The following is a 12,374-nucleotide window of genomic DNA, read 5'->3' as shown; positions in this document are numbered from 1 at the left end:
AATGAAAAAAGAATTTATATTTATAGTTAGCTTTGTACTATTATTCGTTGGCTGTACGACAACAAAATCAACTACTCCCACGGGATTTACAACCTTGCAAATCACACCTAAGCAATGTGAAGCTCCATGGCAACAAAACGAAGGAAATTCCAATGAAGAGCGATTAGAAAACTACCTTAAAACACGCTCAATTGAATTACTCACTTATTCTCAAAAAAGCACTGATATGATGGCCTGCGCTGCCTGCGGTTGCCCCGGCACTATACTATACAGCATTACAGTACCAGAAAAAGACAAAACAGTTTTGATCAAACAGGGATTTACTGAAGTTGTCAAAAAATAAATTTTTACGTTACCTAAATGGATCAATAGCAAACTATGGAATTACTTTTTATCGGACTACTAGCCGGCGTGCTGTTAGCTTATTTTATTTTTAATCGCTTTAGTGCAGCTAAAAGAAAAAGTTCTATCGAAACACAATCAGTGGTCTTGATGGAAAAGATAAAAAGCGTCTGTAAGTTAGTTACGGTTGAAGGCGACTTTGCCGAAATTTACCATTATCAAAGCGTAAAAGACAAATTCTTTAGTTTACTGATCGGAAAGAAAAAAGCACTCATTCTCATTGATGCCAAAGCTCATATCGGATTTGATTTATCTCAAGTTCAGTTGGAAAGTGATACAAAACGTAAAATTGTGAAAATAACTCACTTTCCGCAGCCGAAACTTTTAACGATAGAAACAGATTTTAAATACTATGATAAGAAAGAAGGATGGCTCAATCCATTTACATCCATAGATCTGACGGATATCAATCGGGAGGCTAAGCAATTTATTGTAGATAAAATTCCGCAAAGTGGTTTAATGGAATCAGCAAAAAAAGAAGCCTTAACCGCTATAGCTTTGATGGAAACAGTAGCTGAATCTATAGGTTGGAGCGTAGATTACTCTGAGCTGACATTAGACAGCTCAACCAAAACAAAAAAACTGAATCAGAATGAACATTGAAGCTTTTAGAAATTATTGCCTGTACAAAAAAGGGGTTACCGAAAGCTTTCCTTTTGATGAATCGACTCTTGTTTTTAAGGTAATGGATAAAATGTTTGCCTTAACAGGTCTCAACAAAATTCCTTTTTCTGTAAATCTCAAATGTGACCCGGATCGTGCAATCACACTTCGCGAATCCTATTCTGAAATTATACCCGGATACCACATGAACAAAAAGCATTGGAATACGGTTGAATTTAGTGATAGCCTGCCCGACACCTTACTTAAAGAACTTATTGATCATTCGTATGAACTTGTCGTTGCCAGTCTGCCCAAAAAAACACAAGCCTTGCTTGCTACCCTTGACTAAAATTAAAATCAGCTATTACATTATATCCTTATGAATACACCAAAGGAATTTTACACACAACAACTTAATCAACATACTGAAGCTTTTCAACAGCTCAAAAAAAAGCTTGTTTTCTCCAGTTTCCTCCGTCTTATAATTTTTTTAATTATCGCTGCAGGTAGTTACATAGCCTATCCCAATGTTCCGCTGGTAACAGGAATCATCCTTTCTGGCTCCATACTTTTTATCTGGCTGGTTACTCGACACAGTAAACTTACCTATGCTAAAAATAAGCAGGAAAAGCTTATTGAGATCAATATGCTTGAGTTGCAAGTATTAGAAGGAAATTATACAACTATAGCGAATGGTTCAGAATTTATAGAACCTGAGCATCCCTATAGTCATGATATTGATTTATTTGGTGATCGTTCTTTCTATCAATTTTTAAACAGAACCACGACAGAAGCCGGTAGTAAGAAACTGGCAGATATATTAAGCAAGAATGATATAACTTACATTCAGGATAAACAGGCTGCTATCGATAATTTGAGCCGTATGGCGCAATGGCGTCAAGAATATAGTGCGACCGCTCAACTTGCCACTGCTACCGTTGGTTTACCTACCATTATGAAATGGTTGCATACTTATACGCCTTTTGTCCCTAAAATCATGCGGGTGCTACCAAATATAATCACATGCATATCAGTAGTTATCTTTGCATTGTTGTTTCTAGAAATTATTGGTTTCAATCAGTTGCTCATCTGGTTATTTATCGGACTCGGTATTACGGGAATAAAATTAAAGCAAATAAACAAACTTTACTCAAATGCCAATCAGGTAAAAGATACATTTGAACAGTATTATAAATTGTTAGAGAAAATTGAATCGACAACTTTTGAAGCTTCCATCCTAAAAGAAAAACAACAACGCATCCTGAGAGAAGGTAAACAGGCATCAAAGGTTGTGCAAGAATTTGCTAAAATTTTAAATGCTTTTGATCAACGGAACAATATGATCTTTGGTGTAGTGGCCAATGGTTTTTTGCTTTGGGACTTGCGACAAAGCTATCGTATAGAACGATGGATAGAAAAAAACCATCAATATGTACAAGAGTGGTTTGATACAATTGCTTTTTATGATGCGTATAATAGCCTGGGTAATTTTGCGTTCAATCATCCCGACTATATTTTTCCGGAGTTAGTGAGCGACACTACAACCATACAAGCTAAAAACTTAGGACACCCAATGCTTAATCCTGCTAAACGTGTGGATAACGACATTACTATCGATCGCGCTCAGTTTTTTATCATCACCGGAGCTAATATGGCGGGTAAAAGTACTTTTTTGAGAACGATTGCCCTACAGATCGTCATGTCTAATGCCGGCTTACCGGTTTGTGCCACAAGTTGTTCCTATCAACCGATCAAGCTGATCTCGAGTATGCGTACCTCTGATTCCTTGAGCGATGATGCTTCCTATTTCTTTTCAGAATTAACACAGTTGAAAAAGATTGTGGATGCATTAGAGGATGATGAGTACTTTATCATACTGGACGAAATTTTGAAAGGTACAAACAGTAAGGATAAAGCAGCCGGATCCAAAAAATTTGTTGAAAAATTAGTCAAGGCAAAAGCCACCGGTATTATAGCTACGCACGATTTAAGTTTGTGCGAAATAGCGGATGAACTACCAGAGGTTGAAAACCGTTTCTTTGATGCTCAAATTATAAAAGATGAATTGTACTTTGATTACACTTTTAAAGAAGGTGTGTGTCAAAATATGAATGCTTCTTTTCTACTAAAGAAAATGGGAATTGTAGAATCCTGATGATATAAAATAACTGTAACTTACTTTAAACCTATTCTATAAAAAAGACAGTATCCATAACTTTGTGTAAACAATAATTATGGATACCATCTAAAATAGCGCTATTGCTTATTTAATTATCCAGTAATTCGGTAAGAATTTGCTTATACACATCAACTGTTTGAGCTCCTGTAACTGCGCTTTTACCATTAAAAACCATGGTTGGCACCGAGGAGACCCCGAGGTTTTGCCAATAGCTCTCTTTAGCTTGTACCTCATAGCGTGCATCATCATTATCTAATTTTGCAAGCGCTTCTGTAGAATTTAAACCAATAGCTTTAACCTCTTGCATAAGGATCTCCCTATCCGAAACATCTTTTCGTTCGCTGAAGAATGCTGTTACCAAACGCATCTTTAACTCGGTTTGTTTTCCTTTTTCTTTGGCAAAGTCAAGTAAAACATGAGCGTCTCGCGTATTGACCATTCGCATTTGGTCAAAATAATCAAAGGTGAAGCCCAGTTCTATACCTGCTTGTTTCATGTGTTCTTGTGATCGTTGCTGATCCTCAGGAGATGCATTATATTTATTAGCTATATGCTCCTGTACATTTTCCCCTTCAGCCGGCATATGAGGATTCAATTCAAAGGGTTGCCACTCAATATCCAACTTATCACTAACCCCCATTTCCTCTATAGCTTTCTCCAAACGCTTGTATCCTATGGTACACCAAGGACAAACAACATCTGAGATAATATCTAATTTTATTTTATTTGTCTTCATATCTTGTTTCTTATATTAAAATTGTCGTCTTAATCTTACAAACTTACAATTTCACTTATTTGAATTTGCCCTTCTATATTCGTATAATTAGGAACGTCGGCCGCAAACTTTTCGGCATGAGGACCAAAAGACGTTTGAAAAGATTCTAACGAGTCAAATAAAAGATGAGCAATCGCCACAAATGGTGCTTGTTCACCTGGTGCTCTACCGCCTACCCCAATATTGAACTCCATGCTTATTAAGGCATCCCCCAAGGATTCTGCGATCATAGGAAGATGCGAGTTTTTATAATATTCGGTATCAAACTGGGTCTCGGGACCGTTTGGATATAATACACTTACTTTTATCATAATTTTATTTTTTCCATGTAAATTTCTGAAATGGAGCATCAACTGGAGTCTCTGCAATATGATTGGTATAGTTACTAATCACTTTTTGAGATAACCCTAAAATAATCTCCAACAGTTGACGTTCTGCATATCCTGCTTCATAAAACGGTTTCGTATCCTCCTTAGTAACATATCCACGATTGCGGACTACAGCTAAGGTCATGGTGTGTAACGCCTGTAGCTTGGCTGTTGGCATTTCTGTTCTGTTACGTAAAGCTTCAGTAATAGCTGGATCCACTTTCATCATATTAGCGATACCTGTGTGTGCGGGTACACAATAATGACACTCATGTTCTACATTAATAGTTTGCCATACTACTGTTAATTCTTCATTGTTAAAAGAAGAATTGATAAACAATTCGTGTAGCTTCTGATAGGCATCAAGTAGTCCGGGGGCTTCGGCTAACACACCGTGTAATCCGGGGACCATACCATACTCTTTTTTAGATTTTTCTAACAACGCTTTACTTTCTTCGGGTGCTGAATCAATTGTGTGAATTTTTAAGGTACTCATACTTTTCAATTTTTATTAATTATTAATTCGTGTACTCTTTAACTAAGCAATTGCTTAGTTATAAGGTAAAAAAATAGTTATATGTTTATAAACACAGTTTCTATGAAATCCTCTAACTGGGCTGTATTTATGATTTTTGATGCTACCGATAAGCCAAGCATGGAGGTTAGTAAATAATTCGCCTCCTTAGTCACCGTAGCTTTGGATTTCGATTTTTCTTGTTTTAAGTTACCCTCGAAAAGATTTTTTATATGGGCTGCAAACTTTTGCAACTCTGTCAGTAACAAGGGATCTGCTTTGCTTCCTAATTCATTAACTGTATTAGTGACTAAACAACCTCTACTCCTACCATTATCCTGAGCAAACTCTAAAAAATCGTAGAAATACGTTTTAATTCCAATTATGCCATTATTAGAGGCTTCTAAACGATCTGTAATTATTTTAATTTTATTTTTATAGCACTTTAAACTTTCAAGAAAGACCCCATTTTTGTTTCCAAAACTGGAATAGATAGAAAATTGATTAATCCCCATCTCAGTTTCCAGCATACGTACAGAAGTATTTTCGTACCCATTACGCCAGAACAAAGCCATTGCTTTTTCTATAACTTCTTCCTCTTTATATTGTTTTCTTCTTGCCATATATTATTGAACACCACAAAACTAATCAATTGCTTAGTTATATTGGTTTTTTTAACGATTTTTAATACTAGTTTCTTTAATATTATGAGATTTTATAAAATCTAATGGTACAATCCCTGCACTAGCCTATCCCATTAATACAAAAAAAGCTCTTTGAGTACCTTCGTACAAAAAGAGCTTTTAAGCAGTCGCTTCTTGATTTACTTATTTTTAATCTTTCTTTTTAGCAGCTTCTTCTCTCTCCTGTTTCATTGCTTGTAAAGCTTCCATACGAGCTTCGCGAGCAGCTTGCATTGCTTCTCTTCTTATCTTCTCGGATTCAACACGCACCGCTTGTGCTTCTACTCTTGCTTGCTGAGCCGCTTGCAAGGCTTCTTCTCTGATTTTCATCATATCTTTCCGGGCTTTTAGCGCTTCCTTTCGCGCTTTTTTTGCATGTTTCATTGCTTGCTTTCGTGCTTTCTCTGAAATTTTTCTAACCTCTTCACGATCAAGCTGAGAAGATTTAGAAGCCTTATGTGCTCGTTCATGAGCTACCTCTGCATATGAACGGGCTATCTCTGCTTCTATTCTTGCTTGTTCTCTAGATAGCGCTGCTGTCTCCATCGCTACCATAACCTCTACGTCAATATCATTAAGTGCCTCTAACTCTTCTTGCTCATGCATCATTGCCGCCTCTACCTCTTTTTCTATCTCTTGCTGTAATGCATGCTGTTCGTGAGCTGACATTGGCGCTATTGGTGCTGGTGCTGACGTATGCGTTGTTCGCACATGTACACCTGTTGCCGCTGGGGCAGGAGGTGGTGGTGGTGGTACAGTTCCTGACGGAATTGGTGCTGCCGGTGCTGGAGGTGGTTCGGGCAGGTCTGGAAATTTCTCTGCTTTTGCCTTTTGCTCTTTTGACATCTGCTTGTATATAGCACTCATTTTACCGTAGTCGAAGATAGTCACCTGATCATTATTCTCTAATTGATCTGTAGCGTCCTTGGCCCAGGCATTATACGCTGCAATCATAGCATTCGTAACTTTAACATTCTGACCCAATGGCGGAGCCGGAACCGTTGGAAAAGGTGCTACTTCCCCTCGTTGTTCTGGAGTCATTCCTTTGTAAATCGCTTGCATTTTGGCTACTTCACTCTTTTTAATAGTACCAAAGTCTCCGGATTGAATTCCTTTAGTTACTTTTTGCGCCCAGTTGTTATACTGAGTTATTTGATCAGAAGTAACAGGTTCGTACGATTGTTGGTCATCGGCTGCACCCTCTATCACCCGAATTTCTTTGGTAGCAGTCTCTTGGGTGTTGGGTTGCGTCTGCGCAACGATATCGTTGCAAAATAATACGGTACATAAACCGAATACGGGTACGGCGCCAAAAAGTCGCAACGCCGCATTTTTACTTGAAAAGTGTGTTGACATCATCTGTAAACGTTTTTTTGTTAATGAATAATTGAATGCACTGGATAACTCAGTTTGATTAAGACTGTTTGGAAAAGTTATCAGTAAGTTTTGATAGGTTTCTATCGTACTTTTACTTTTTAATACTCTCGAATCTGCCAGAAATTCGTGATTTAGTTTCATAGCTATTCTAAATAAAATTATTAATGGATTGAACCAAAATAGTACTTGAATACATTCTAAAAATAGAATATCCCACGAATGCTTTTCTACTACGTGCGCTTCTTCATGTACGACAATTTCATTTGGAATTGCATTAGCTCTAAATGCCTGAAAGGGAAGAAAAATATATCTCAAAAAGGAATAGGGAGCAATGGTATCGGTACACAATACTTTGACGTGTAAGGGTTCTTTTACTATTGGGTTACTTTTAATTCTTTGTTGGATACGAATTAAATTTCGAATAAAACGGAAGCCAAAAACCAGAACTCCGGTAAGATATACTCCCCATATAACACTGGTCCAATCAAAATAATTTGTGACAACCACGGGAGCCGCTGTAAACTGATCTGCCATACCCACCTCATTCGACGGCATAGTACTATCTGGAAGAGTAGTGATCGCATCGGTATAATAGGTAAGTGTGACTAAAGGAATCGTAAAAGAAGCTACAAGACTAAGTAATAGGTAGCCTCGTTTATAGGTGTGCATGTTTTGACTTTCTAAAAAAAGTTTGTAAAAACCCCATAATAGAAAGAGACAAAAAGATGTTTTTAAAAAATACGCGATCATTGTTGCTTCTTTTTAAGTTGTTGGTCTACAATCTTTCTTAGATCTTCTAATTCTGAAGTTGACAAATCTGTTTCAGATGTAAAGAAAGAAGCGAATTGTGAAGCCGAATCGTTAAAAAAATTCTTAATCAAACCATTCACATGTTTAGCAAAATAATCTGATTTTTTGATCAGAGGATAATATTCCCTGGACTTACCAAAGGTTGTGTAGTCTACATAACCTTTGTCCCGCATCCGTTTTAATAAGGTTGCTACTGTAGTTGTAGCAGGTTTTGGTTCGGGAAAACAGTCTAATACATCCTTCATGAATCCTTTTTCAAGTTTCCAGAGGTATTTCATTACTTGTTCTTCGGACTTTGTTAACTGCATTACTCTACAGATTTAGAATGTATTCTACAAATGTAGAGTAAAGTATTTAATACTCCAAATAAAATTCTCAAAAAACACAAAACCATCCTGTTACAGATGGTTTTGTGTTGCATTAGGGAGTGTAATGGCATCCTTTTGATAGTTATAAATCTTTTATTAATGTTAGAATCTAACCTATCAAAAGATATAATGGAACGCCCGACCCGTAATTTTTATGCAGGGGAATGCCCTATTTATGTTTACTCATCTCGGTAAAATATTTGTAGAAATAGGGAATCGTCTCGATTCCTTTCAAGTAATTCCAGATCCCAAAATGTTCATTTGGTGAGTGAATAGCATCGCTATCCAAACCAAAGCCCATAAGTATCGTTTTGCTCTTCAATTCTTTTTCAAATAAAGATACAATTGGGATACTCCCACCGCTACGCTGCGGAATCGGGGTTTTGCCAAAACTTTCTTCATATGCCTTACTAGCCGCTTGGTAAGCAATAGTATCTATCGGCGTTACATACCCTTGTCCGCCGTGATGTGGTTTTACTTCAACCGTTACAGATTTGGGTGCAATACGCTCAAAATGATCCTTAAAAAGTGCCGTGATTTCTTGCCAATCCTGATTAGGTACCAAACGCATAGAGATTTTTGCATATGCTTTACTCGGTATAACGGTCTTAGCTCCTTCACCTGTATAGCCTCCCCAAATTCCATTGACATCTAAGGTTGGTCTAATGGCATTGCGTTCATTGGTTACATACCCAGCTTCTCCATGTACCTCATTAATATCCAATGATTTTTTATAGGCATCTAATGAAAACGGAGCTTTTGCCATTGCGGCACGTTCTTCTGTAGAAAGCCCTTCTACCTTATCATAAAACCCCGGAATGGTTATATGATTATTCTCATCATGCAACGAAGCTATCATTTGTGTAAGAATATTGATAGGATTAGCCACCGCTCCGCCATAGAGGCCGCTATGCAAATCTCTGTTTGGACCGGTTACCTCAACTTCTACATAACTAAGCCCTCGCAGACCAGTCGTAATGGATGGCACATCTTTGGCAATCATGCCTGTATCACTAATTAAGATGACATCATTAGCTAGCTTCTCTTGATTACGCTCTACAAACCAACTTAAACTTTCACTACCTACTTCCTCTTCACCCTCAATCATAAACTTCACATTGCAAGGCAATTGATTAGTTTTGGTCATTAATTCAAGTGCTTTGACATGCATATACATTTGCCCTTTATCGTCACAAGCACCACGGGCATAAATCGCTCCATCAGGATGTAACTCTGTCTTTTTAATTACTGGTTCAAAAGGTGGACTTGTCCATAACTCAATAGGATCTGCCGGTTGCACATCGTAATGACCATATACTAAAACGGTGGGAAGTGTGGGATCTATAATTTTCTCACCATAGACAATTGGATACCCCGGTGTTTCACATATTTCAACTTGATCACAGCCAGCTTTTTCTAAGCTCTTTTTAATTTCTTCGGAAGTTTTAATCACATCTTCTTTGAAGGCAGGATCTGCACTAACTGAAGGGATTTTGAGCAATTCGATCAGTTCATTGACAAATCGATCTTTATGTTCTTGTATGTAAGAATGTATGTGTTGCATAGACTCGCTTTAATTTTTGCTTAAAATTACTAAAAATGCGGCAGATCTCTGGGCGATGCAACCGGTAAAATCTTCTTTGACACCCAAGAAAAAAATCTGAGCTACCTTATTGTGAGGATGGATTACTTTTCCCTAAAAATTATTTAAAAAAATTCACAAAGTGCTTTGTGGTTGATTACAATTATGTATATTTGCACTCGTTTTACAGATAGTCCTAAGTTCTGTAAAGTTATAATGCGGGCGTGGTGGAATTGGTAGACACGCTAGACTTAGGATTAAACCAAATAAAAAGTGTTAAATTGCACTTTATGCGGGTGTGGTGGAATTGGTAGACACGTCAGACTTAGGATCTGATGCCGCAAGGTGTGGGGGTTCGAGTCCCTTCACCCGCACAAAAGCCGAAGAGAAATCTTCGGCTTTTTTTGGTTTGAAATCGGGTCGGAAAAAATGTTAGGTACAACATAGGTACAACATTTCAGTATTTTTAAGATAACATTTGTATTAATGCTAAATGCTATTATTTCAATTTAGTGTATATGAATTGACCAATGAAATAATAAATTTTGCCAAAGCACAACCTTTTTTCTTCGGAAGGGAAGTTTATTATCATACAATATATCCGCAAGTTAAACTCGTAAAATACTTCCATCAAAAGACTACGGCATAAAGCCAACGCTTCTTCCACTACTCATTTATTCCGTTTCCTTTTGAGCCAAGATTTTATCTTCCGTTTGGTTTCTACTCAAATATTGTTTAATCTAAAATTTGAGTATTATGACAACAAAAGCGAGTACCACAAGAAAGCGCAGAAGTACAACGACTACTGCGAAGAAAGAATTGAACGGAAAGAAAGTTCCGGCACTTCAAATTGAGAACATTCCCATTGGCAAAATCAAGCCTGACCCTAAGCAACCGAGAAAGACTTTTAACGAGGATGCATTACAGCAACTTTCTGCGAGTATCGAAAATCACGGTGTATTACAGCCAATCACGGTAAGGCAACTAAATGGTCATTATGTCATCGTGATGGGCGAACGCAGATATCGGGCAAGTAAGCTGGCAGGAAAAAAGACCATACCCTGTATCGTGAGGACTTATGAGAACAATGATGTTCTTGAAGTTCAAATCATAGAAAATCTACAACGACAAGATGTAGAACCTACCGAAGAAGCTGAGGCGATTGCTTATCTAAGTGAAAAGTATGTACCTGCCGAAATCGCAAAGCGATTGGGCAGAACGGACAACTTTGTAAGACAACGCCTAAAATTGGCAGGTTTGATAGAAGGTTTCAAACACTTTGTTCGCAATGGCGAAATGACCATTTCATTGGGTGTAGGTGTCGCACTTTTTACACCAGAAGAACAACAAATTATGTTGGAAACGATGGGCGAGGATTTTAGTGCCCATCAAATCAACAGGATGATTAAAGACCAGACCTATGACTTGGAAAAAGCATCTTTTGATGTAATGGATAAGAAGTTGGTGCCGAAAGCAGGGTCTTGTGTAGAATGTCCGTTCAATGCGGCCAATCAAGGCAATCTGTTCGGCGAGGGTAAAATGGTCTGTACAAAATCAGCTTGTTTTGAAACGAAGAAAACGAAGTCATTCTTGAACCTGATTGAAAAATCGAAAAAAGAGAATATTCTACTGATTCCTGAAATACGACAGTATTGGGTAGATGACGAAAATAATCAGCTCATTATTTCACATTTGGAAAAAAATGGATTGAAGGTCTATCTTCTCGATGATGTTGAACTAATCGAAGAACCTACCAAGCCGACAATAGAGGCCATCAAAATAGAATATCAACATTACGATTATTCCGAAGATGAACTGAAGGCAGAATTGGAAGAAGCGATTCAGAATTACGAAGAAGAGTTGAAAAATTACAATTTAGCAGCGGACAATGGATTTGTAAATGGTATCGTATTCCATCGTGAGACATACCAGAACAAGGAAGTGTTTGTCAAGATAATTGAGAAATCAAAAGATGAATCCACGGAATATTCAGCACCATTGACCAATAGGAAAATGGCCGATTGTACGCCTGAAGAACAAATCATTAAAATCAACGAAAGGGAAATCCGTAAGAAGCAAATAGAGAACAATAAGCAGTTTGAAGAAGTTGTTCAGATGATTCGTGAGACCGAATACATCAATACGAAAAAGACACTTTCAACAGACGAAATGGTGGCATTCTCAATATCGCTTTTTGAAAATAATGTGGACTATATGAGCCAACAAAAGTATTTTTCAAAGTTCTTAAGCGACACGTCCAAGATGACCAAAGTTGAAATGGTCGGGAATTTCAAGAAGAATTTCAAAAAGGAAATCTTTCACAAGCTGATACGCTATATGCTCACAAAGCAAGTGCATTTTGGCGAGAGCAATCACGTGAATAACCTGACAAACATTTCATTCTACAGTGCGATGCAGGGATATTACAAATCCAAGATTGACGGCATTGAGAAGGAATATGCCGAAAAGAGGGACAAACGTGAAGCACGTTTGAAAGAGCGTATCACAGTTCTTGAAAAGAAAATTCAGGAATTCAACGATTAGCTTTTGTTGTTAGAAGAAGGGTCGGCATTCGTGCTGGCCCTTTTTCTTTTTAATAATAGTGCCTAAAAGAATGTATTCGCAAGGAAGGGGTTATCAATCAATAGTTAGCGCAAAGATAAACTCGTAAAATACACCCATCAAAAGACTACGGCATAAAGCCATTGCGCTC

At 37.5% G+C, this 12,374-nt stretch carries 12 protein-coding genes and 1 tRNA gene; 6 read left to right on the top strand and 7 right to left on the bottom strand.

All coding sequences use genetic code 11. The features are described from left to right. Position 1 precedes the first annotated feature (1 nt). The 4 genes from ACJRPK_RS04320 to ACJRPK_RS04305 are packed head-to-tail and all read left to right on the top strand — an operon-like array spanning position 2 to position 3,160. Positions 2-343, top strand: a complete 342-nt coding sequence (locus ACJRPK_RS04320) for a hypothetical protein (RefSeq protein WP_407138566.1) — start codon at positions 2-4, stop codon at positions 341-343. Between the two features lie 35 nt (positions 344-378). Then, a complete protein-coding gene (locus ACJRPK_RS04315) occupies positions 379-1,005 on the top strand; it encodes a DUF4230 domain-containing protein (protein ID WP_148781232.1) in 627 nt (208 codons plus the stop codon). After that, positions 995-1,354 carry an MmcQ/YjbR family DNA-binding protein gene (locus ACJRPK_RS04310; protein ID WP_407138565.1) on the top strand — a complete coding sequence of 120 codons (360 nt, stop codon included), beginning with the start codon at positions 995-997 and terminating at the stop codon, positions 1,352-1,354. Before ACJRPK_RS04315 ends, ACJRPK_RS04310 begins: the two co-directional genes overlap by 11 nt. 30 nt (positions 1,355-1,384) lie before the next feature. Further along, positions 1,385-3,160: a MutS-related protein gene (locus ACJRPK_RS04305; RefSeq protein WP_407138564.1), complete on the top strand. Its 1,776-nt coding sequence runs from the start codon at positions 1,385-1,387 to the stop codon at positions 3,158-3,160. Positions 3,161-3,272: 112 nt separating this feature from the next. On the opposite strand, the gene ACJRPK_RS04300 is transcribed toward ACJRPK_RS04305, so the two are convergent. From ACJRPK_RS04300 to ACJRPK_RS04270, 7 genes are all read right to left on the bottom strand, one after another. Further along, entirely contained in the window at positions 3,273-3,920 is a 648-nt protein-coding gene (locus ACJRPK_RS04300) for a DsbA family protein (RefSeq protein WP_407138563.1), read from the bottom strand. A gap of 35 nt (positions 3,921-3,955) precedes the next feature. Next, positions 3,956-4,270: an EthD family reductase gene (locus ACJRPK_RS04295; RefSeq protein ID WP_407138562.1), complete on the bottom strand. Its 315-nt coding sequence runs from the start codon at positions 4,268-4,270 to the stop codon at positions 3,956-3,958. A gap of 4 nt (positions 4,271-4,274) precedes the next feature. Then, positions 4,275-4,823, bottom strand: a complete 549-nt coding sequence (locus tag ACJRPK_RS04290; RefSeq protein ID WP_407138561.1) for a carboxymuconolactone decarboxylase family protein — start codon at positions 4,821-4,823, stop codon at positions 4,275-4,277. 77 nt (positions 4,824-4,900) lie between these two features. Continuing rightward, a complete protein-coding gene (locus tag ACJRPK_RS04285; RefSeq protein ID WP_407138560.1) occupies positions 4,901-5,464 on the bottom strand; it encodes a TetR/AcrR family transcriptional regulator in 564 nt (187 codons plus the stop codon). A 210-nt stretch (positions 5,465-5,674) separates the two neighbouring features. Next, positions 5,675-7,570, bottom strand: coding sequence for a M56 family metallopeptidase (locus ACJRPK_RS04280; protein ID WP_407138559.1), 1,896 nt, complete (start codon positions 7,568-7,570; stop codon positions 5,675-5,677). A 77-nt stretch (positions 7,571-7,647) separates the two neighbouring features. Beyond that, positions 7,648-8,019: a BlaI/MecI/CopY family transcriptional regulator gene (locus tag ACJRPK_RS04275; RefSeq protein ID WP_148781224.1), complete on the bottom strand. Its 372-nt coding sequence runs from the start codon at positions 8,017-8,019 to the stop codon at positions 7,648-7,650. A 229-nt stretch (positions 8,020-8,248) separates the two neighbouring features. After that, positions 8,249-9,643, bottom strand: coding sequence for a dipeptidase (locus ACJRPK_RS04270; RefSeq protein ID WP_407138558.1), 1,395 nt, complete (start codon positions 9,641-9,643; stop codon positions 8,249-8,251). Between the two features lie 310 nt (positions 9,644-9,953). Between ACJRPK_RS04270 and ACJRPK_RS04265 the strand changes: the two genes are divergently transcribed. Then, positions 9,954-10,035 (top strand) — tRNA-Leu (locus tag ACJRPK_RS04265). Positions 10,036-10,417: 382 nt separating this feature from the next. Next, complete coding sequence (locus ACJRPK_RS04260; protein ID WP_386410446.1) at positions 10,418-12,205, top strand: ParB/RepB/Spo0J family partition protein; 1,788 nt, start codon at positions 10,418-10,420, stop codon at positions 12,203-12,205. Positions 12,206-12,374: the final 169 nt, after the last annotated feature.

Origin of the sequence: Aquimarina sp. 2-A2 (assembly GCF_045505135.1) — a bacterium.
GTDB lineage: Bacteria > Bacteroidota > Bacteroidia > Flavobacteriales > Flavobacteriaceae > Aquimarina > Aquimarina intermedia.
This window is presented reverse-complemented; position numbering and strand designations above follow the sequence as displayed.

Coding starts and splice junctions, on each gene's coding strand:
- ACJRPK_RS04285 (WP_407138560.1), bottom strand. CDS start 5,464: ATGGCAAGAAGAAAACAATATAAAGAGGAAGAAGTTATAGAAAAAGCA.
- ACJRPK_RS04295 (WP_407138562.1), bottom strand. CDS start 4,270: ATGATAAAAGTAAGTGTATTATATCCAAACGGTCCCGAGACCCAGTTT.
- ACJRPK_RS04260 (WP_386410446.1), top strand. CDS start 10,418: ATGACAACAAAAGCGAGTACCACAAGAAAGCGCAGAAGTACAACGACT.
- ACJRPK_RS04315 (WP_148781232.1), top strand. CDS start 379: ATGGAATTACTTTTTATCGGACTACTAGCCGGCGTGCTGTTAGCTTAT.
- ACJRPK_RS04280 (WP_407138559.1), bottom strand. CDS start 7,570: ATGCACACCTATAAACGAGGCTACCTATTACTTAGTCTTGTAGCTTCT.
- ACJRPK_RS04275 (WP_148781224.1), bottom strand. CDS start 8,019: ATGCAGTTAACAAAGTCCGAAGAACAAGTAATGAAATACCTCTGGAAA.
- ACJRPK_RS04305 (WP_407138564.1), top strand. CDS start 1,385: ATGAATACACCAAAGGAATTTTACACACAACAACTTAATCAACATACT.
- ACJRPK_RS04270 (WP_407138558.1), bottom strand. CDS start 9,643: ATGCAACACATACATTCTTACATACAAGAACATAAAGATCGATTTGTC.
- ACJRPK_RS04310 (WP_407138565.1), top strand. CDS start 995: ATGAACATTGAAGCTTTTAGAAATTATTGCCTGTACAAAAAAGGGGTT.
- ACJRPK_RS04290 (WP_407138561.1), bottom strand. CDS start 4,823: ATGAGTACCTTAAAAATTCACACAATTGATTCAGCACCCGAAGAAAGT.
- ACJRPK_RS04300 (WP_407138563.1), bottom strand. CDS start 3,920: ATGAAGACAAATAAAATAAAATTAGATATTATCTCAGATGTTGTTTGT.
- ACJRPK_RS04320 (WP_407138566.1), top strand. CDS start 2: ATGAAAAAAGAATTTATATTTATAGTTAGCTTTGTACTATTATTCGTT.